Source organism: Dysgonomonas sp. GY75 (genome assembly GCF_015234155.1).
GTDB lineage: Bacteria > Bacteroidota > Bacteroidia > Bacteroidales > Dysgonomonadaceae > Dysgonomonas > Dysgonomonas gadei.
In genome coordinates this window covers 93,158-114,773 of record NZ_JADCLQ010000038.1, presented here as the reverse complement: position 1 = coordinate 114,773, position 21,616 = coordinate 93,158, and the positions used below count along the sequence as shown (strand labels likewise).

Annotated in this window: 13 protein-coding genes; 6 read left to right on the top strand and 7 right to left on the bottom strand. The window is 42.0% G+C overall.

What is annotated here, in order from left to right:
- Positions 1–3: 3 nt before the first annotated feature.
- The 7 genes from IR083_RS16375 to IR083_RS16345 form a co-directional block, all read right to left on the bottom strand.
- On the bottom strand, positions 4–627 hold the full coding sequence (locus IR083_RS16375; RefSeq protein WP_194225138.1) for a cyclodeaminase/cyclohydrolase family protein: 624 nt from the start codon (positions 625–627) through the stop codon (positions 4–6).
- A gap of 4 nt (positions 628–631) precedes the next feature.
- Positions 632–1,153 (bottom strand): hypothetical protein, encoded by a 522-nt coding sequence (locus IR083_RS16370; RefSeq protein WP_194225137.1) that lies wholly within the window; start codon positions 1,151–1,153, stop codon positions 632–634.
- Between the two features lie 36 nt (positions 1,154–1,189).
- A complete protein-coding gene (gene hutI, locus IR083_RS16365; RefSeq protein WP_194225136.1) occupies positions 1,190–2,440 on the bottom strand; it encodes an imidazolonepropionase in 1,251 nt (416 codons plus the stop codon).
- 65 nt (positions 2,441–2,505) lie between these two features.
- A complete protein-coding gene (gene ftcD, locus IR083_RS16360) occupies positions 2,506–3,408 on the bottom strand; it encodes a glutamate formimidoyltransferase (RefSeq protein WP_194225135.1) in 903 nt (300 codons plus the stop codon).
- Positions 3,409–3,420: 12 nt separating this feature from the next.
- Positions 3,421–4,242 carry a hypothetical protein gene (locus IR083_RS16355; protein ID WP_006798983.1) on the bottom strand — a complete coding sequence of 274 codons (822 nt, stop codon included), beginning with the start codon at positions 4,240–4,242 and terminating at the stop codon, positions 3,421–3,423.
- Positions 4,242–6,224 carry a urocanate hydratase gene (locus IR083_RS16350; RefSeq protein ID WP_194225134.1) on the bottom strand — a complete coding sequence of 661 codons (1,983 nt, stop codon included), beginning with the start codon at positions 6,222–6,224 and terminating at the stop codon, positions 4,242–4,244. The genes IR083_RS16355 and IR083_RS16350 overlap by 1 nt, the downstream gene beginning before the upstream one ends.
- 189 nt (positions 6,225–6,413) lie before the next feature.
- On the bottom strand, positions 6,414–9,248 hold the full coding sequence (locus tag IR083_RS16345) for a triple tyrosine motif-containing protein (protein WP_194225133.1): 2,835 nt from the start codon (positions 9,246–9,248) through the stop codon (positions 6,414–6,416).
- Between the two features lie 616 nt (positions 9,249–9,864).
- Between IR083_RS16345 and IR083_RS16340 the strand changes: the two genes are divergently transcribed.
- The 6 genes from IR083_RS16340 (at position 9,865) to bglX (ending at position 21,362) form a co-directional block, all read left to right on the top strand.
- Positions 9,865–13,032: a SusC/RagA family TonB-linked outer membrane protein gene (locus IR083_RS16340; RefSeq protein ID WP_194225132.1), complete on the top strand. Its 3,168-nt coding sequence runs from the start codon at positions 9,865–9,867 to the stop codon at positions 13,030–13,032.
- A 27-nt stretch (positions 13,033–13,059) separates the two neighbouring features.
- A complete protein-coding gene (locus tag IR083_RS16335) occupies positions 13,060–14,664 on the top strand; it encodes a RagB/SusD family nutrient uptake outer membrane protein (protein WP_242052456.1) in 1,605 nt (534 codons plus the stop codon).
- A gap of 21 nt (positions 14,665–14,685) precedes the next feature.
- Positions 14,686–16,560 carry a hypothetical protein gene (locus IR083_RS16330; protein WP_194225131.1) on the top strand — a complete coding sequence of 625 codons (1,875 nt, stop codon included), beginning with the start codon at positions 14,686–14,688 and terminating at the stop codon, positions 16,558–16,560.
- A gap of 67 nt (positions 16,561–16,627) precedes the next feature.
- Positions 16,628–17,479 carry a family 16 glycosylhydrolase gene (locus IR083_RS16325; protein ID WP_194225130.1) on the top strand — a complete coding sequence of 284 codons (852 nt, stop codon included), beginning with the start codon at positions 16,628–16,630 and terminating at the stop codon, positions 17,477–17,479.
- Positions 17,480–17,493: 14 nt separating this feature from the next.
- The gene (locus tag IR083_RS16320) at positions 17,494–18,918 is read left to right on the top strand and encodes a glycoside hydrolase family 30 protein (RefSeq protein WP_194225129.1); all 1,425 of its coding nucleotides are present in this window, start codon (positions 17,494–17,496) and stop codon (positions 18,916–18,918) included.
- 53 nt (positions 18,919–18,971) lie between these two features.
- Positions 18,972–21,362, top strand: a complete 2,391-nt coding sequence (gene bglX / locus IR083_RS16315; protein WP_194225128.1) for a beta-glucosidase BglX — start codon at positions 18,972–18,974, stop codon at positions 21,360–21,362.
- The last annotated feature ends 254 nt before the right edge of the window (positions 21,363–21,616 follow it).

The window sequence follows — 21,616 nt, the reverse complement described above, 5'->3', positions numbered from 1 at the left end:
GTTTTACAGTGTTTTATTTACCTTTTCCAGCAAGGCTTGTTCTTTAGCTACAGCCGCCTTTTCCAACCGGCCGCATTCTTCTCTCATACGTGCGACATACTCTTCATCTTTCAATGCGGAGAGATTTATCTTCACGTTCAGTATCGCGCTTAGTACAGCCGTGCGTGCAGTCATCATACTCACGCAAGCATCTGTTATAGCATTCTGGTTGCCATGTTCGGCAACTTCCTCTATAATCTCCATTATAGCAAAAGCTTTACGTGCAACATCCATAGGCACTTCGGCAGCTATCGTAGTAGTAGCCTGTATTTGTTTGCTACGCTCGTCCTTTTCCTCATCAGTTTCTTTCGGAAGTTTGAATGCAGCAAAGACCTGGTCGTAGGCATCCGAATCGGCATCTATATCATGGATAAAAAGAGCGCGATAGTTGTTTGCCGATGCTGCAAGCTTCTTCATCATCTCTTCTTTATCTTCATACTTCTTCTTGCCAATGGTAAGGTTAGCAACCATTTCGGCAAGGGCTGCCGAAATCGCGGCATTCAATGCGGCAATACTACCTCCTCCGGGAACAGGATCATTGCCGGCGGTTTGGGAAAGGAATTCTTTAACTGATAGATTTACAAGCATGGTATCATTTATTTAGTTTGTTTAATATTTCGCTAACTCTGTTATGCACCCTTTCCGGGTATCGCATTTTGTTATAATAAGATGGATTATCTATTAATAGGATCAACTCTGCTATTTCGGAATCACCCAATTCATTTATATTTTGAATATCGATATTTTCATCCTTAATTTTTTTATGGATATAATAATTCAGGCATTCTTCCTGTGTTGCGTATTTCTCTACCATCGTTATAATCGGTATTATATCCCAAGCCTTTGTATAAAAAGGATATAATCCTGCATATACAAGTTCTCGGCAAGCACAATAACGATTCTCTCCGGCCTGATGATTTATAAAATGCATCCATGATTTTGGCTCTAAAGAATGAGGATGAATTATATTGTATATTGTATAAAACTTTTCAGGGAGTTGAGGACTATTTTTTATCTCGGAAATGAATTTTTCCCTTTCTGATTTATCTATAATGAAAAAACCTCTGAAATGAAAAAAGAAGAACAGACCAGTAATAAAAATTACTGATATCAAACAAAATATTTTTATTCCCTTTTTCAAATTAATAAATTATGAAACGACAACATTTCCTTTTTTTATTACTTTCTCTACAATATTCATCCCTATGTGATAAGGCAAAAACTTATATGACGGATATTCCAGAATAACCAGATCGCCTTGCTTGCCAACATCTATACTGCCGGTTTTATCAGCCCTTCCCACTGCTGCCGCTCCGTTTATGGTTAAGGCTGTTACAGCTTCTTCGGGAGATAGCTGCATATAGATACAAGCCAGTGCAAAGAGTAACGGAATAGAGTTCGTAAAACTGCTTCCCGGATTGAGGTCGGTAGCCAAAGCCACTGCACAAGCGGAGTCTATCATATAACGTCCCCGCGCATAATGTTCTTTTAGAGAAAATGCGGTACATGGAAGCAATGTAGCCACTACTCCGCTCTCTGCCAAATCCCCGATTCCATTATCCGAGGCTTGTAGCAGATGGTCGGCAGAAAGGGCTTTCAACTCGGCTGCGAGTTCCGCACCGCCCAGAGTGACAATCTCATCGGCATGTATTTTCAGTTTAAAACCCAGATTGCGGGCTGCAATAAGATATCTGCGTGACTGCTCTATATCAAATACATTTTTTTCACAAAAGATGTCGCAGCATTCAGCAAGGTCTTTTGCCTTTACTTCGGGCATTACGTCTTCAATCATATAGTCAAGGAAGTCGTTCTCCCGTCCTTTATATTCCGCAGGAGTAGCGTGCGCCCCCATAAAGGTGCTGACAATATCCACGGCATGTTCTTCATTCAGCGATTTCATGACTTCAAGTTGCTTCAACTCGGCTGCTTTATTCATACCGTATCCGCTCTTTCCTTCAACGGTAGTGACACCCATTGCCAGCATACTGTTGAGACGTTTCCGGCCTGAATCTTTTAATTCATCGAACGAAGCATTGCGCGTCGCTGTCATCGTGTTGTGAATACCACCTCCGCGCTCCATAATAGACATATAACTGTCGCCACGCATACGCCACGAGAATTCTTCTTCGCGGTATCCACCGAATACGAAATGGGTATGGGAATCCACAAATCCGGGAAGTACAGCCTTGCCCGTAGCGTCAACTACTTCATGGTCGGGAAAATCGGATAGAGGCGGACAATTGGCATCCTTTCCCACATAGGTGATAATGCCGCCGGTAATGATAACCGTTCCGTTCTCTATCACTGAAAGATCGGACATCTCCTTTCCTTTCTTTGCTGAAAATCCGCTACAAGTAACTAGTTGCGCTGCGTTCTTTATAATAATATTCCCCTGCTTCATTTTGAATCTTTAAATTTTGAAACATGAATTGAAAATCGGCATAAGCCAAATCTTTAAATCCTACTTTATTCCATCAGATGGGTTTCCAATACCTGCTTTGTAGAAAAGCCTTCCAAACCAAGGTAATAGGCAGCCGTATCTATCAGCGCATCCATAGGAACAAGGCCGATAATCTCTGCCCCTACAATGGTTACTCCGTAGCGGTTAGCCTCGATGCGTACCAACTCGTGTGCACGATAGATAGCTGTCTTCGTAAAATCGGTTAGGTTCATCGATACCTGTACAATACCCCTGTCGGTAAGCTCCACACCCATCGCCTTACAGAATCGAAGTCCACCACCGAGGAAACGTACTTTTTTGGCAATGGCATCGGCTATTTCCAGCTTATCTGTATTCAGGTTCACATTGTATGCTACTAACGGCATGCGTGCGCCTATAACGGTTGCTCCGGCAGTAGGATGCGGCTGTGCAGGGCCGAAATCAGGTCTCCATTCAGCCAATTGCATTTTATCTTTCAAGCCTTCAAATTCACCTTTGCGGATAGTAGCCAGGTTTTCGCGATGTGGCGCAGATGCAGCTTTCTCATACAGATAAACGGGCAGGTTGTATTTGTCGGATACTTCTTTGGATACTTCTTTGGATAGATTAATCGTCTCTTCCATCGACACATTGCGAATAGGGATAAACGGTACTACATCCACCGCACCCATACGTGGATGCTGCCCTTTGTGATGGTTAAGGTCGATAATTTCTACGGCAATGCCGATAGCTTCTATTATAGCTTTCTTTAAAGCTTCGGGTTCACCTACTACGGTTACTACCATACGGTTATGGTCTTTATCTGTACTGTAATCGAGTAGCTTTACACCTTCTTTTGCTCGGAAAGCATTCGCTATCTTTTCTACTTTTTCCAAATCGCGCCCTTCGCTGAAATTGGGCACGCATTCTACGATTTTGTTAGTGCTCATGGTATGTTGTTTTTATCCTTTAGGTTCTTTCCCCAATTTCTCATAATCATCCCTTGTCATTATAACAAGCAATTCATTCTCGCAGTCCCAGATACTTACATAATATCGGGACATTACAATATGCTGCTTCCAGCCGGCAAACTTCGCATATAGCATCAGTGTGCATATATCGGTAGCTGTGATAAATTCGTCTGTTCCTTCTGCATGAGAATGTACCGAAGCAACAGCCTCCTGCTCATCATCGAACATAATGGGAATAAGGTTGCGATGAAGTTTTTCTTTCTCTATCAGGTTATTATCTTTGTCGAAGACCATCAGGTAATCGTTCCCGAAAAGAACTGTACCCGTTACTTTGGGCGCTGTGAGAGCATATACGATCTTTTCTCCTCCTTTATTTGTGGGGATCAGATTCAGACTGGTATTGTTATAAGCCTTGAATAATGTATCCCGCTGCACTTCTTCGAAAGCTTTTGTGCGGATGGTATATAACTCTTTCTCAAAAGTCTTGAAATCTCTTTCTTTAAAATCTATAGTAGCAGTTTCGACTATACTGATATCGCCAAAAGACACAACACCAAGAACTCTCGGATTATTCCCTTTGGAAAAGACCAGGCATTTGGGTTTATTACCATCCATAAAGGAGAAGTAGCCTCCTATCCGGTGAGGTTCTTTATAGCTTTTGGAAAATATATCTGTTCCACTCCACGCAGCCTTTTCGAGCTGATACAGGTATTTTCCTTCTATAGTGATATCCATGGCCACTTTAGCCAGATCCAGTTGGGAGAAAGAGTTTAGTGAAATAAACAATAATATCAGAGTTACTAGTTTCTTCATTATTTACAAAGTTGCTTTATATATTCATCATCTGCCAGATAAGGCATCGTGATATGGTATCCGTCTTTATGGGATTGATTGAACGATTCGCAGGTTTCTATTGCATTTCCATTCCTTGCCCACGAACGGCGGGCAACACCTCCCATCACATCCCACAACATAGATGAACGAATAATATCGTCAATTCGTTCACTGCCATCGCAAACTAATCCGAATCCTCCGTTTATCGACTTGCCAATTCCGACGCCTCCTCCGTTGTGAAGTGCAACCAGACTCATACCACGGGCAGCATTTCCGGCAAAGCATTGCACAGCCATATCAGCCATTACATTGCTGCCGTCTTTTATATTTGCCGTTTCGCGGAAAGGGGAATCGGTACCGCTTACGTCATGGTGATCTCGACCGAGCATGATAGGGCCTACTTCACCATCGCGTACCAGTTGGTTGAATTTCAGGGCAATATTCATACGCCCTGAAGCATCCTGATAAAGGATACGCGCCTGTGTACCTACTACCAATTGATTTTTCTCCGCATCGCGAATCCAGTCGTAATTGTCTTTATCTTGTCCTCTTCGTGCAGGGTCTATACATTCCATTGCCGCATGGTCGGTCTTTATCAGGTCTTCATGTTTTCCGCTCAGGCACACCCAGCGGAAAGGACCGTATCCGTAATCGAATAATTCGGGACCCATAATATCCTCAACATAAGATGGCCATATAAATCCGTCTTTTTCATCTATACCGTTTTTAGAAATCTCTTTTACCCCGGCATCATATATTGCTTTCATAAAAGAATTACCATAGTCAAAGAAATAGGTACCTCGGTTTACGAGCTTACGGATCACTTCGAAATGGCGTCTTAACGATTCATCCACCAGCTTGCGGAAAGTGTTCCTGTCTTTTTTCAATAAACGTGTACGCTCCTCAAAAGAGATTCCGACAGGACAATATCCCCCTTCGTATGCAGCATGGCAGGATGTCTGGTCGGATAGTAGATCGATGTGTATCTGATTTTTTTGAGCATATTCAAGCAGGTCGACAACGTTGCCAAGATAGGCGATTGAGCAAGACTTACGCTCCCTTTTGGCTTTCTTAGCTAATTTAAAGGTTTCACCCGCATCCAAAACAATATGATGCACCCAACCCTGATTATAACGGGTTTCTATCCGAGAATAATCCACCTCAGCCGTAATAGATACCGCTCCTGCTATATCGGCAGCTTTTGGCTGAGCACCGCTCATACCTCCGAGACCGGAAGATACAAAGAGGTAACCATTCAGGTTTTTGTTCTGCGAAATACCCAGTTTCAACCGTCCGGCATTCAGCAGCGTATTAAATGTACCATGTACAATTCCCTGGGGCCCTATATACATCCATCCGCCAGCAGTCATCTGTCCATAATTAGCAACACCCATCTGTGCGGCAATCTCCCAATCGGCCTGATTATCGAACATGCCGACCATCATAGAATTAGTTATGATAACACGAGGTGCATCCGGTTTCGATTTGAACAAACCTAAAGGGTGTCCCGATTCTATAACGAGGGTTTGCTCCTGCGTCAATATCTCCAGATATTGCTTTATCAGGTGGTACTGCATCCAATTTTGACATACCTGTCCGGTTTCGCCATATGTAACCAGTTCGTAGGGATAAAGAGCTATATCGAAGCACAGATTATTATCTATCATCACCTGAAAAGCCTTTCCTTCTATACAGTTTCCCTTATACTCATCTATTGGCTTCGGATAAATATCTCCTTCAGGACGGTAGCGGTATCCGTATATACGCCCCCGGGTTTTCAATTCTTTCAGAAATTCGGGAGCTATAGTTTCATGAAGTTCATTAGGTATGTATCGTAAAGCATTCTTGAGAGCAATTCTTGTTTGGGCAGGAGTCAGTTTGTATCCCCGGTCGGGAGCACGGCGTATTCCTTCAATGAAAGAAGGATATGCAGGCAGCTGGTTATTGAGTCTGATTTCCATGATTGTTTATTCTATATTGTATTTTTCGAAGATAAGATTTATATTTTTCCCGATGAAAATATTTGATATATTTCTAAGCATGTTTAACGACAATTTTCATAATAAAAAAGCCTCAATTGAATATTTTAATAAAAATGAAGGCTGGTATCAGTAGATACCAGCCTTCAAATATATCAAAACGTCAAAATATCACTTGAGATTTTGTAGATATTCCGAGAGATTTATATCCCTGTCGAGATTCATCTTCTTTCGCAATCTGTATCTGTTTACCTCTACCCCACGTGTAGATATATTCAATAAAGGAGCTATCTCTTTCGTTGAAAGGTTCATATACAAGTAGGCACACAATATTTTATCATTCCGGCTCAGCCCCGGAAAGCGTTCATCCAGTAGCCTGAAGAAATCCTGATGCACAAGGTCGAAATTGGATTTAAATACCTCAAAATCCGTATCATGTTCTATATTGCTATTGATCTGACTTATAAGCCTTACTACCTTTTGTTTTATTATGTTTACTTCTTTCTCTTCATCTATAGATTTTGATATACTCAACGCATTCTTTTTAACATCTTCAAGAATTTCATTTTTACGGATTACATTCAGCATATATCCACTGAGTTCCTGTGTTTTATATCGTAATTCAGTTTTCAAGTTTTCGTTCTGAAGTTCATATATTTCCTGATCTTTCAGCTTGGTTTCCTCTTCATAACGCTTGGTTTGCGCTATCAATTCTTCACCTTTCTGGTATATTATCTTCTTTTGTTTACTTATTGTCTTTTTATACAGAACAAATAAGAAAATGATAATTATCAGGAAATAGAATATATACGCCAAAGAGGATCTATACCATGGGGGGAAAATCATAAAGCTAACAGAAGCTGTATTTGTCGAATCCGCACTCCCGTTTACAAATGCTTTTACTTCAAACACATACTTTCCTTCTGACAAATTGGTATATTCTTTCGATGCGATGGATGACGGCAGGCTCCATTCATCATCGACTCCTTTAAGCCTGTATACATATAGTATGTCCGATGTCTGTGTAAAGTCTGTTGCTGCAAAATTTATCTTTATTGAATTTAAAGAATAAGGCAAAGAAACAAGTGCAGTAGCCTGCCCTGTACTGATAATACTATCATTCCGGCTACTGGAAAGGTTTTTTATATAAGTCTTTATATTTTTTAACTTATAGATATCTTTTGTCAAATCTATCTTTATGAAAGCATTATCTACAGATATAACCGCAGATTTAGAATCGGGCAGATAAACATTCTCGTGATTAATTATCAGTTCATTGGACAGTCCCCAGTTGTATATGGAAGCATTATAACCATTAGGCGAATATTTCCTGAATTTCAGCTTACTGTCTGTCACAAACCATATATTCTTCAGTTTATCTACAAATAAAAACTCATAATACCGGGGACCTTCAAGCATTGATTCGAGTTGTGTATATTTGTCGAAACTATCTGTGATACGGCTATACTGGTAAATTCCATCCAGCCCGCAGATAATAAGATTATTGTCAACCTTCCGGAAAAACAGGTTTTCACTGGTTCTCGAACTACCTAATGTATATTCTTTTCTGTTGGTTATACCATAGAATACAGAATCGAAAGTTATCTTTTCCACTTTCTGTTTATCATTTACTAACCAGAAACTATAAGGATTTTCGTCATCTTCAATGAATCCCCGACTCGAATTGTTAAAATTCTCCACCCTATGCGATGGCGCCCATCTGCCATTCTTTTTCTCTATTATATCCAAGCCGAAATAACTTCCTGCTATCAGTTTATCCTTATCCGGAGCTATCGGATGAGTTTCCCATATCCCGGGTATATTTATCTTATATGTTCCGTTGGCATTTATAACCATAATTCCATTATCCCCGGAGCAGAAGAGAGAATTATCGTATTCCAACATCGACCAGATCTGACCTTCCGATCCCTTTATTAACCGGCAAGTGCCATCCGGTTCAGATTTATACAATCCTTGATTAGTACCCAGATAAAATTCATTTCTGTAAAGGGCCGAACAATATCCGGTGCCGATGGGAGAAACAGTGGCATAAAGGTGGCTTACCGGAGTATTCAGATCTATAAGGCCAATACCTTTGTCGAGCCCCAGCCAAAGATTATTGTCTTTATCGAAAAATGAACTCAGAATAGTATTGTTCTTCAGGCCATTATCAAGATTATAAATTTCTTTAAATCGAGGATTCTTTAAATCGAAAAGCAGAGTTCCGCTCTGGACTGAACCTAACGCAACCACCGAACCGAGTATAGAGGTACTGAACATCTGGTTGGTAGAGATAAAATCATCAGCGACAGAATGTACCCGTTGTATACTATTATTATCCAGTAAATACAGGCCAAATTGTGCAGTAGTCACCAATAACCAATTCTCATATGGAAGAATACTGACTAGCTTATGAGACAATAGAGAAGAAGATGTGGGTAAAAATTCCATCTTATTATCTTTATTCAAAAAAAAGATTCCTTCTGTAGTGCCTATATATAACTTCCCTCCTACTATGCCCGAACAATCTATCTTTTTATCTATAGCTATAGTTCTTATCCCGAGGCCGTCTTTATACATATGTATATGCATATCACTAATGAAATATATAATATTATCGTTCAGTAATATCTTCCACACTTCTCCTGTCCAACCGGTAATTTTTTCTGATAAAGATTTGTATTCCAAAAATCCCATCTGATTAGGTGCAAAGTAGCCAAACTCAGAACTTCCGCCTACAAATATTTTATTATTGACAATTTTTAACGAACGTAAAATCCTGTTCCTGATTGGATATAAAGACCAGTTAACTCCATCAAATTCAAGTAGTCCGTTATTATTCGCACAGTATATCCATCCGTTTTCAGATTGATCTATCATCCAGTTCTGAGGCCCTGCCTCATACTGCCCGCGTTCATAATTAATAACTTTCCGTTTCCATACAGGGTTTGCATAACTATATGCAGACACAAGAAAAGCTATGATTAGAATATATATATATTTCATGTCGATTTAAGATATATGCACAAAAAACCCTATTCCAAATAATTTTTTCAACTATTTGGAATAAGGTTTTCCGATGATGTACAACTCGTATTTACTCTCTCTCTCTCTCTCTCTCTCTCTCTCTCTCTCTCTCTCTCTCTCTCTCTCTAACAAAAAGTATTTAATCGCCAAATTATCAGCAAATAAAATGACAGAACAAAATGTCGTATTATTCAATTTTTGCCTCATTAATATATAAATCGTTATCTGTCAATTTGGTTACACATGTAATCATTATGACTGCCGATAGTCTTATTCAACGCTCAAAATAGTCGTAATTTGCAGTCATTAGCTATTCAAACAGATTTCCTTAAACCACTGTTTGAATACTATCGAATCCAAATATACAATATTAATTGTTAAATAAAACACAAACAACAGAATTATTTACATAACTAACTATCTATCAACAATAAATAAAACAAATGTAGTAGTATTGTAGTATTCATTTATATTCATTTTTGAGTTTTTGATGTATTAAAAAATTATAAAAAAAAATAGAAGGGGAGTATGTTTGCAAGAGATTCTTGAAAAGGCTCTAAAAACTATTAATTAAATCAACCTTAAATTAACAATCATGAAGAGAGAACCCATCTTTTGGAAAATTTTATTCATTCTTCCTCTATTTCTTTTTTCTTCGCTGGCTGTATTCGGACAAACGTCTGAAATAAAAGGAACTGTAACAGATGCAGCTACAGGAGAAACGTTAATCGGTGTATCAGTCTCCGAGAAGGGGACCACAAATGGTACTATGACCGATCTGGACGGTCAGTATTCTATTAAAGTTCCATCCGGAGCTACTTTGATATTTACATATGTCGGATATGTAACTCAGGAAAAGCCCGCTACGGGAGGCACAATAAATGTAGCCTTAAACCTCACTCAGCAGATGCTGGATGAAGTAGTGGTCATCGGATATGGTGTTCAGAAAAAAAGTGTGGTTACAGCCGCAATCAGTAGTGTAAAGTCTTCTGATATTGAAAAACTGACCCCTTCACGTATAGAGAATGTACTGAAAGGCCAAGTATCCGGTGTACAGGTTACGCAAGGCTCAGGACAACCGGGCAGTGGTTCTACTGTCCGCATACGTGGTATCGGTACTACCGGCAACAGTGATCCCCTATACATCGTAGACGGAATGGCCGTAGACGGAGGTATCACTAACCTGAACCCTTCCGATATTGCATCAGTGGAAATACTGAAAGACGGAGCATCGGCTGCTGTATACGGATCGCGTGCAGCGAATGGTGTTGTTCTGATAACGACCAAAACAGGAGTAGCAAGAAAACCTAAGATCAGCTATGACATGAGTTATGGATTCCAAAACCCATGGAAGAAAAAAGCTGTCCTCAACTCGGAACAGTACATGGTACTGGTTAACGAACTGTATTTAAACAACGGAGAAGCCCTACTCTACTCTTCCAAGGATATTGCCGATGCACGGGCAGGACTAACTCCGAATACCGACTGGCAGGAAGAGGTATTCAATAAAGACGCTCCGGTACAAAATCATCAGATCAGTATCTCCGGCGGAAATGACAAACTTTCATATTATCTGTCTTTCGGTTATTTTGACCAGGAGGGTATTATCGGCGGTAACTATAAAGCTTCAAATTACAAACGCTGGAGTGTTCGCAGCAACAACACTTACGAAGTATACAACGCGGAAAAAGAGCGCAGTTTCCTCAATAAATTGAAAATTGGTTCGAACGTTACTTATTCCCGAGGTAAAAAAATAGGGATAGGTACAAACGATGTATTCGGCACAGTATTGGGTAGTGCAACTACTTTACCCCCTAACCTGAGCGTATATCTGTCGGAAGATGACGGAAAAGCATTACTCGAGAAACATCCGTATGCAGTTAAAGCAAAAGACGGCCGTGTATTAACTCCGGCTCCGGCTTACTTCCAGGAAATTCGGAATCCGATTGGTTTGATGTTACGTCCTGACAAGAGCTACGATAATGAAGACAAATTCATCGGAACGTTCTGGGGCGAATTAAATCTGTATAAAGGCTTGACATTCAAAAGCAGTTATGGTTTCGACCTCGCATTCTGGGGCAATGACGGCTACAGATTCCCTTATTATCTATCCGATAACTCGGCTGCATCGAATGAAGACCCTGCCAAATCGGAAGTATGGTCGAGCATGAACCGTGGAGCTACATGGCAGATAGAAAATACGCTGAACTATAACTTCAAAATAGGAGAAGACCACTCCTTCACTATCCTTGCAGGACAATCGGCCCGGGAATACTCTGTACGTGCCGTTAGCGGTAGCGGATATGAGCATATCTCTTACGACCCTTCCATGATGGTGATCGACGCAACGCGTGGTGATGCTACTAAAGGTGGCCGCCGCAGTGGAGGTAGCGCATCCAGCACAACTCTGGCCTCTTATTTCGGACGTTTAGATTATAACTTTGCCGAGCGCTATATGCTTCAGGCAACAGTACGTCGTGATGGTTCCGACAAATTTGGTAGTAATAACAAGTGGGGAACATTCCCATCCTTTTCGGTAGGTTGGAATGTGCTTAACGAACCGTTTATGAAAGATATTACTCCAGACTGGTTCCACAATATGAAGCTGAGAGGCAGCTGGGGTGTCAACGGTAACCAGAGGATCGACGCCTATGCATACATGAGTCTGATGGATGGTGGGCAAAACTACTATTTCGGAGACAATATGTACTATGGTATAAGCAGCGGCCGCCTTCCAAATCCCGACTTAAAATGGGAAGAAAGCAAACAAACCGATATAGGACTCGATCTAGGCTTCCTGAGAAATTCCCTTACACTGACAGTAGACTATTACAAGAAACGCACTGTGGGTATGCTTCGCGAAAAGCCAACTCCCAGCTACGTAGGATTGAAACCTCCTTTCGCCAATTCAGGTACAATGGATAATTCCGGTTGGGAATTTGACGTGAGTTACCGTGGCGAAATACAAGACGTAAACTTTGGTGTAAAAGCGAATGCATCTTATATGAAAAATACATTGGTGGATTACGGTAATGCCAGCGGAGAGAATTCATGGGGAAATGTTGGCGCAGCCGGTGTTGAAAACTTCATCTATCAAAAGAACGGAATGCCTAGCCCGTATTTCTACGGATATCGTACCGATGGAATATTACAGACCCAGGAAGAAGCCGATGAATATAACTTCAAATACGGAGGGAATGCCAAACCGGGTGATGTACGCTTTAAAAACCTCAATGGAGATGATAAAATCGACGATGAAGACAGAGATATGATCGGTAAGCCAAATCCGGACTGGACATTTGGTCTTACTCTCAATGCAGAATGGAAAGGACTCGACTTCTATGCATTCTTCCAGGGAGTTACCGGAAATGAAATTTTCGATATATCAAAACGTTCGGATATTCCGCGACAAAACCTACCGGCATGGATGCTCGACAGATGGACCGGACCTGGTACATCAAACAAGATCCCTCGCCTTGTTGCAGGTGAAGACAACCGTAACTGGCGCGCATCCGACCTGTATATCAAAAACGGCGCATATTGCCGTTTGAAAAATATACAGTTGGGATATACAATTCCGGCATTCATTACACGAAAAGCCGGCATTGACCGCCTTCGTATATATGTAGCGGCCGAGAACCTGCTCACCTTTACCAAGTATGATGGTTTTGACCCTGAAATCGGAGATGGAGATATGGGGGTTGACAAAGGCATCTACCCACAAGCACGTACTATAACATTAGGCGCCAGCATTTCCTTCTAATTAAGAACCATGAAAACAATTACAAATATGAAACATATATTTTCGAAAAAAAGCAAATATACAATGCAACGCATTTGTACATGGGGACTAGGTGCTCTCCTTCTGGCGTTGCCCTCTTGTGGAGAAGACTTCCTTACCGTCTATCCTACAAATCAGGTTGCAGCAGGCGCTCCTGCTACAAAAGACGTGATTGAACAAATGCTCACATCTTCTTATCAGATTCTTTTGATGGATAACTATGCAAACGGGTCCATTGCCAGCGTGACTATTTTCGGAGATTTCCGTTCCGATGACATCTACAAAGGAGGAGGTGATGCTACCGACCAGCCGGCTTACTATTATATGTCACAATATAAAAGCAACTCTGTAGATATACCTACAGGATGGTGGAGCATCTATTATACAGGGCTACAACGTTGCAACAGTACACTGCAAGCCTGTGACAATGCAATAAGCGGATCAGCCGCAGAAATAAGCCGGCTTAGAGCAGAAGCACATACGCTGCGGGCATACTATGTACACCTACTTTGGAAAGCATGGGGTAATATCCCTTATTATGATGTTCCATTGGCGCCCCCTTATCTGGCTCCTCAACTTTCTGCCGACGACGTGTATCAGAAGATTATCGCAGACCTGGATGCCGCCATTAATACAGAAGAGTTGCCAATGAATACTACAGGGGCAAATGCATCACGTATCAACAAAGCAATGGCTATGATGACCAAGGCCCGTGTGGTTATGTATCAGAAAGACCAGACAAAATATGCTCAGGTGCTTGAAGATATGAAAAAGATCATTGGTAGCGGAGAATTCGACCTGATCAAAAAAAGTCCTGACACAAAACTCACTGATAATCCGATAGAATGGATGTTCCTTCGTGAAGGTGAATTTTGTAAAGAATCCATCTTTGAAAGCAATCAACTTTCCGAAGGTAAAACATGGGGAAATTCATGGACTGGATATGGAAGTTATCTGCCCAGGGTAATTTCCGCACGCTCTCTTAAAGATTCGAAAGGCATGTTTGCCTTTGGCTGGGGTTGGTGTCCTGTACAACCTGATGCTTATGCTATTTTCAATGAGGCTGGAGATTATCGTAAAGATGCAAGTGTTATCCAGTGGCCGAGTGGCACATACGAAGCAGGTTATCAAAATACCGGCCTGTTCCTGCGCAAATATACCGCACGTGTGGGATATAACCAGAATACAACGGGAGATGCCGACCTCAATTTCGACAACAACACGCGTATATATCGCTTGGCCGAAACTTACCTGAATGCAGCAGAACTTAGTTTCTACGCAGGAGGCGAAGGAGCGGCAAAACCCTATTTGGACGCCATCCGCGACCGGGCCTTCGGAGATGTGAATCATCGGATACCTGCTACCCTCAACAATATTAAGCTGGAGCGGCGTCGCGAATTATTCGGTGAAGGTAACCGCTTCTGGGATCTTGTACGTTGGGGAAGCGATGAAAAAGGCCGTGATATAAAAACTGTGCTTTCTGTAACCGACGATACATACAAGATGAACCGTACATGGGATGATACAAAAAAATATCTGCCATTGCCTAAAAACGAAATAGATGTAACCAAGGGTACAGAATTTGAGATAAAACAAAATCCCGGATGGGAATAATTATTCAAAATGAGAATCATTATGAAAACATTAAATAATTTCCACATTAAATATAAAAATATGGTGCGCAATATTACCACCGGGATCATAGCCTTGTGCTTTCTCCTTACGGCCTGTTCTCCCCAGGAGGACGACAGCTATAAACTCGGAGGCTCACAGGTAGAGATACCTCAAAACCTAAAGATAACCGCAGTTGACAATGATAATGAAGTAGTTATCACTTTCGACCCTATGACCATAATAGATGGCGATGATGTGCTGGCTGTGCAATTTTCGTCTGCCGAAGCAGGAATTAATTTTACTGTAAAAGATGCCAGTACAACCGTTCTGAAGAAAAAAGTATACCGCAGTGGCGAATACACCCTCTATGTAGCAGCAATAACCCGTGCAGGAACAGGCATACCTCGCGAGATACCATTTACTGTAGCTAAAAACCTGTTATTGGAAACATTAAGTGAGAGTGTATTACCCGAAGTGGTAAAATACAACATTACTGATGCTGCGCATCAGGAAACATTCTACAAGAACGAACTTTATATAGAAAAGAATAGTATAATCACACTTGCCGGAGCTATAGGTAATGAAGATGTTATTGTGAATCTCGATTTCTTCGAAAGAGAGAATGCTACTTCAGCCAAATTTATAGGTGAAAGTGGTGTGTATTCTATCTATTGGAATCCTGTACGCAAGAATGTTATTATCGAGCCTACGATTGCGATAGAAGCGCCTAATTATTATGTGTTTACAGGACCGGGCATCGGTTATCCAACCACTGTGTCATCAGAAGACATCAAAGCGGCCTATGGGGCTGGCGATGGCCGTTACACGACTGAATGGGATCCGGGTAAAAGTATCCGTAGCCGTGTGGTTATGCGTAGTACCGGTGAGAATACATATCAGGCGACTATCTGCATTAATGAAGGTGCAACTTTCAAACCTTTCTCAAATACCAACTGGGGTAATGATGTATTCAAAGCCGAAAATTGTACATTCACAGGTTCCGCTATATTTAAAGATGCAGGCGACTGGTCGCCTAATGGCAATCTGGATAAAAACGCTTATTATCGTATAACTGTGAACTCTTCAACGAAGGCCGTAGATATCAAGAAAGTGAGTGCAACAGGCGAAGTGTTACCGGATGATACAGAAGAACCGTCAAGTCCCGATACACCAATCGTTTCAAGTATCTTTAGCGTAACAAATGCTACAAGCAAAGAAATAGACGGAGAGGCAATCCTATCCATGTTCCATACTTTGAAAAATGGTGATGAATATACTCCTAGCGGAGGATTGGCTAAAGCCTTGTTTAATGTTGATTTCTTTACAAAAACAACAGATGGGAAACTGAAGTTCTTAGGAGAGGATGGTAACTACCGCTTATTATATAACCCTATCCGTAATAATGTAATCATAAGCGCGGAAGAACCTAAACATCCTGAATATATGTTCATATCAGGTGTCGGACTCGGTTATCCTACAAAAGTATCTGCTGCTGTAATCAGCTCGGTTTATCCAGACAAAGGAATCGCAACCCTTGATAACTGGGACTTTAGCAATGCAATGGAATTTATCCTCATGCGAAAGGTAAGCGACAATGTCTATCAGGCTACCGTAATGATGCCTTTCGAGAAAAAATATTGGTGGGACGGAGGACCTTATGCTTCATTCAAAATTTATACAGCTACTGCTGCTGAAGCTGCAAATGAAAAAGGTGCGAAATTCTTCTCCGAAGCAGGGGGTATTACAGGAACTGCTACCGGTATAGTTACAGAAATCCTTGACATTCCGGAAGATAACAATATGGATATTTTTGCAAAATTACCGGCTGCCACATTGCGTATCACAGTTGATATGAATGCAAAATCGATGAAAGTAGACAATATCGTATTACCATAAGTCCACAACTAAATCATTCTTCAGTAAGGTATTGAAAACCTTACTGAAGAATTTTAACCCAATAATAATGAAACATATATTTTTATTCATATCAGCCATTCTATTATGCTCATTATCCGCTTGCGCTAAAGATAATTTCAATGGAGAAGAAGAACCGGAGAAACCCGATGGATATGCTCCTGAAGGCTATAGTCTGGTATGGAGCGATGAGTTCGATAATACTTCCAACGGGCTACCGGATAATAAATGGTGGTTCGAGACCGGAAATAACGGTTGGGGAAATAACGAACCCCAATACTATATCGATAGAGTATTGGGAAATGATACCGTAGCTAAAGTACAGAACGGAATGCTGACCATCACAGCTCATAAACTGACTGTACCACATGAAGGGGCCGATATCATCTCGGCACGTATGAATACAGTAGAATCATGGAAATACGGCTACTTCGAAATGAGGGCTAAAGTACCCGGAGGAAAAGGTACCTGGGCAGCCTTCTGGATGATGCCGAAAAACTTTCAAAGCTGGCCTCTGGACGGAGAAATCGACATTATGGAATATGTAGGCTATCGTCCGGATGTAACACAGGCCTCGGTACACACCAAGGACTACAACCACGTAGCAGGTACAGAAAAAACAGCTACACGCACAGCTCCGGGAGCCGAGCGTAAATTTTATACTTACGGGCTGCTCTGGACAGAAGACAGGATAACAGCCTATATCGACGGTGTCGAATATTTTTCATTTGCCAATGACCATGCGAATAATAAAAACACATGGCCGTTCAATGAACCATTTTATTTAAAATTAAATCTGGCAATAGGCGGCAACTGGGGAGGGCTGGAAGGGATAGACCCTGATATATTCCCTGCCCGCTACGAAGTAGAATATGTCAGAGTATATCAAAAAGCAAAATAAATAATATGAATTATATGATCAACATACCAATCCTGTCGCTTACTATCGCTTCCTTATTTGCATGTAGTGATGGCTCCGAGAATCCCCCGGCTGAAGATCCGAAAGGCGACGTTTCAATGTATGTAACTACCAGCAACCGCTCGCAGGATTTCAAGAAACAGGCTGTGGATTTCAGCGATGAGCAGTCTGCGATGTCTATCACATTGAAACCCACGGAACGTTTTCAGACGATGGACGGGTTCGGAGCTGCCGTAACAGGCTCCAGTGCATTCAACCTATTGAAAATGACAGCTGAGAACCGTAAAAAATTTCTTACAGAGACATTTTCTCCTACAGAGGGAATGGGATACAGTTATATCCGTGTTGCCATCGGTTGTTCCGATTTTTCACTGAGTGAATATACCTGCTGGGACGATAAGGAAGCCGGATTTGGCTTGACTCCGGAAGAAACCGACTATGTCATCCCCGTATTGAAGGAAATAATCGCTATCAACCCTACTATAAAGATACTGGCATCTCCCTGGACTTGTCCCATATGGATGAAAGAACGGGTAGATGATAACCCATGGACAGGCGGACACCTGAAGAAAGAGTATTACGGAGACTATGCTGATTATTTCATTAAATGGATACAGGCATTCAAGGCTCAGGGGATAAATATTACATCCGTTACTCCACAAAACGAACCTTTGAATGATGGCAATTCGGCATCACTCCATATGGACTGGGAAGAAATGGGCGAGTTTGTCAATCTGCATCTTGCACCCAAAATCAAGGCATCGGGACTTGGAACAAAAGTCTATCTGTACGACCACAACTATGACGTAGCTGATTATCCCCTCAACATTTACAAAAGCGGAGTAGATAATGACGTAGTGGCAGGGGCGGCATTCCACGATTACGGAGGGCAGATAGATGCGCTTAACTACGTCCACCAGCAAGCCCCCGGCAAGGAGCTTATCTTTACGGAAACGTCCATTGGCACATGGAACAACGGACAGGATCTCTCCGTTCGCCTGATGGCAGATATGGAATATGTAGCTCTGGGTACAGTAAACCGCTGGTGCAAAGCCGTGATTGTATGGAATCTGATGCTCGACAGTGATATGGAGCCTAATCGTCCGGGAGGTTGCCAGACCTGCTATGGCGCAGTAGACATTTTCAGGGGTAACTTCAAGGACATAAAACGGAATTCGCATTATTATATTATTGGTCATCTGGCTTCAGTAGTGAAGCCGGGAGCTACCCGGATAGGTTCGGAAGGTAATACCGAGTCGGGCATTATCTATTCGGCTTTCGAAAATACCGATGGCACATATGCTCTGGTATTGATGAATAATACCAGCGGGAACAAAAAGATTACGGTAAACAGTGGCTCTAAAAAGTTTACTTACGAAGTTCCTTCAAGAGGTGTAGTATCTTATCGCTGGACAAAATAGAGCCTCTTACAGGCTATCCCTAAAGAAGTAAATTGTAGTAAAAAAAATAAGTTATGAAAGTAAGGAAACTAGGATTATTAGGTGCATTTATCCTGTCCGGGATATTCCCGGCGGGCTATGCCCAGAATAATATTGAAAAACGGGTCGAGGATCTGTTATCCAAGATGACGCTGGAAGAAAAAATAGGGCAAATGAATCAGGTCAGCTTCTTCGCTGTCGATGATAAAGCAATCGCCCAATACAGCGACGATGACATGGATACATTCCTCGTCAGGATGGGTATTGCCGGAGGACAAGGGCAGAAGAAGCCTTCCGAAATGACCAAAGCAGAGAAAATAGCCCTTATCAAGGCCGAAGCAGCCAAGATGCTGGATAATAATATCACCCAGCCGATCAGGGATGGAAAAATAGGCTCATTACTGAATATTACCGATCCGGTGATGGTGAATAGACTGCAAAAGGCAGCGATGGACGAGAGCCGCCTGGGAATACCTATGATTATCGGGCGTGATGTCATACACGGATTCAAGACAATATTCCCTATACCATTGGGACAGGCTGCTTCATTCAATCCGCAACTGGTAGAAGACGGTGCACGCATAGCAGCCATAGAAGCCCGTTCGACAGGTGTAAACTGGACTTTTGCCCCTATGCTCGACATCTCGCGTGATGCCCGTTGGGGACGTATTGCCGAGAGTCTGGGAGAAGACCCTTATCTGGGAGGGCAACTGGGAGCCGCTATGGTAAGGGGCTTTCAGGGCAACGGTAATCTGGGTGATCCTAACGCTATCGCAGCCTGCGTAAAGCATTTTATCGGTTACGGTGCAGCCGAAGGCGGACGTGACTACAATAGCACAAATATACCTCCGCACCTGATGCGCAATATATATCTGCCTCCTTTCCACAATTCCATCAAGGCGGGTGCGGCCACATTAATGACCTCGTTCAACGACAATGACGGAATCCCGGCATCAGGGAACGATTATATTCTGAAAAACATCCTTCGTGACGAATGGAAATTCGATGGTTTCGTTGTATCGGACTGGGCTTCGATAGGCGAAATGATCGCTCACGGGTTTGCCAAGAACGATAAACAGGCTGCCGAAATATCGGCTAATGCCGGTCTGGATATGGAAATGGTAACGGGTGCTTATCTCAAATACCTGCCCGAACTGATAAAAGAAGGTAAAGTGTCGGTAGCGACGGTCGATAATGCAGTCCGCAACATTCTACGCATTAAGTTCAGGATGGGATTGTTCGAAAATCCATACGTAGACACCAACAAGGCTTCTGTAATGTATGCAGATGCACATATGAAGGCCGCAAAACAGGCTGCTGTAGAATCTGCCATATTGCTGAAGAACGATAATAATACATTACCGTTGGCTGAAAGCAAGAAAATAGCGGTTATCGGACCTATGGCAAATGCTCCGCACGACCAACTCGGAACATGGATTTTCGATGGTGATAAGAATCATACAGTAACGCCGATAGGTGCCCTCAAAGGGGATTACAAGCATATCAGGTATGTGTATGAGCCGGCTCTGGACTTTTCGAGGGAGAAGAATACTGCTAATTTTGAGAAAGCAAAGCAGGCTGCAGCCTCTGCCGATGTAGCTGTCGTCTTTCTGGGCGAAGAATCCATCTTGTCAGGAGAGGCTCATTCTCTTTCAAATATAAACCTCATAGGAGTGCAATCAGAACTATTAAAAGCGGTAAAAAGTACTGGAAAACCGGTTGTTTTGGTTATCATGGCAGGTCGCCCTTTGACTATCGAACGCGATCTGCCTTTTGCCGATGCCGTGCTGTTTAATTTCCATCCGGGAACAATGGGTGGCCCTGCCATCTTCGACCTTTTGTTTGGAAAAGCGAACCCGAGCGGTAAACTCCCGGCTACATTTGTCCGCGAAGTGGGGCAGATACCTATGTATTATAATCACAACAGCACAGGACGCCCTGCTCCCGAAAAGGTAATGGGTTTGGACGAAATAGAACTGGAAGCAGGGCAGACTTCTCTGGGAAACACCTCTTTCTATCTGGATTCGGGTAAAGATCCCCTTTATCCGTTCGGATACGGACTCTCTTACAGTACGTTCGAATATTCGGGACTTACTTTGTCTTCGGCTTCTATCCCGATGAACGGAACACTGACCGCGAAAGTGACATTAAAAAATACAAGCAATGTAGATGGTACGGAAGTTGCCCAACTTTATGTTCAGGATATTGTTGGCTCTGTGGTGCGCCCGGTAAGAGAACTGAAAGGATTCCAGCGTGTCGCGTTAAAGGCGGGAGAAAGCAAAATAATAGAATTTAAATTATCGGCAGACGATCTGGCATTCTATGGTCGCGATTTGATTAAAAGAACGGAGGCGGGCGATTTTAATATTTGGATTGGAGGTGACAGTAACGCCTCGCTTAAGAGTACTTTTTCTGTGACAGAATAAAGTGGATTAACAAAAGGCATAGGAACACACATATATTTTTTCATAGTCATTTATCCTATGCCTTTTCTTTCATTAAAATCAAAAAAGTTTATCTATAAGATATAAAAAGCTCTGCCCTTAGTGAATGTTACAGAGCGGGCAAAAGTAACAGGTGTAGAAAAATGAAAAATGTGTTACATATGTCACCTTTTTTTAACAATTTAGGCCTGTTTAAATTTTATTCGTTCTGAAAATGAACGAATAAAGAGATATAA

Coding starts and splice junctions, on each gene's coding strand:
- IR083_RS16375 (WP_194225138.1), bottom strand. CDS start 627: ATGCTTGTAAATCTATCAGTTAAAGAATTCCTTTCCCAAACCGCCGGC.
- hutI (WP_194225136.1), bottom strand. CDS start 2,440: ATGAAGCAGGGGAATATTATTATAAAGAACGCAGCGCAACTAGTTACT.
- ftcD (WP_194225135.1), bottom strand. CDS start 3,408: ATGAGCACTAACAAAATCGTAGAATGCGTGCCCAATTTCAGCGAAGGG.
- IR083_RS16355 (WP_006798983.1), bottom strand. CDS start 4,242: ATGAAGAAACTAGTAACTCTGATATTATTGTTTATTTCACTAAACTCT.
- IR083_RS16350 (WP_194225134.1), bottom strand. CDS start 6,224: ATGGAAATCAGACTCAATAACCAGCTGCCTGCATATCCTTCTTTCATT.
- IR083_RS16345 (WP_194225133.1), bottom strand. CDS start 9,248: ATGAAATATATATATATTCTAATCATAGCTTTTCTTGTGTCTGCATAT.
- IR083_RS16340 (WP_194225132.1), top strand. CDS start 9,865: ATGAAGAGAGAACCCATCTTTTGGAAAATTTTATTCATTCTTCCTCTA.
- IR083_RS16335 (WP_242052456.1), top strand. CDS start 13,060: ATGAAACATATATTTTCGAAAAAAAGCAAATATACAATGCAACGCATT.
- IR083_RS16330 (WP_194225131.1), top strand. CDS start 14,686: ATGAAAACATTAAATAATTTCCACATTAAATATAAAAATATGGTGCGC.
- IR083_RS16325 (WP_194225130.1), top strand. CDS start 16,628: ATGAAACATATATTTTTATTCATATCAGCCATTCTATTATGCTCATTA.
- IR083_RS16320 (WP_194225129.1), top strand. CDS start 17,494: ATGATCAACATACCAATCCTGTCGCTTACTATCGCTTCCTTATTTGCA.
- bglX (WP_194225128.1), top strand. CDS start 18,972: ATGAAAGTAAGGAAACTAGGATTATTAGGTGCATTTATCCTGTCCGGG.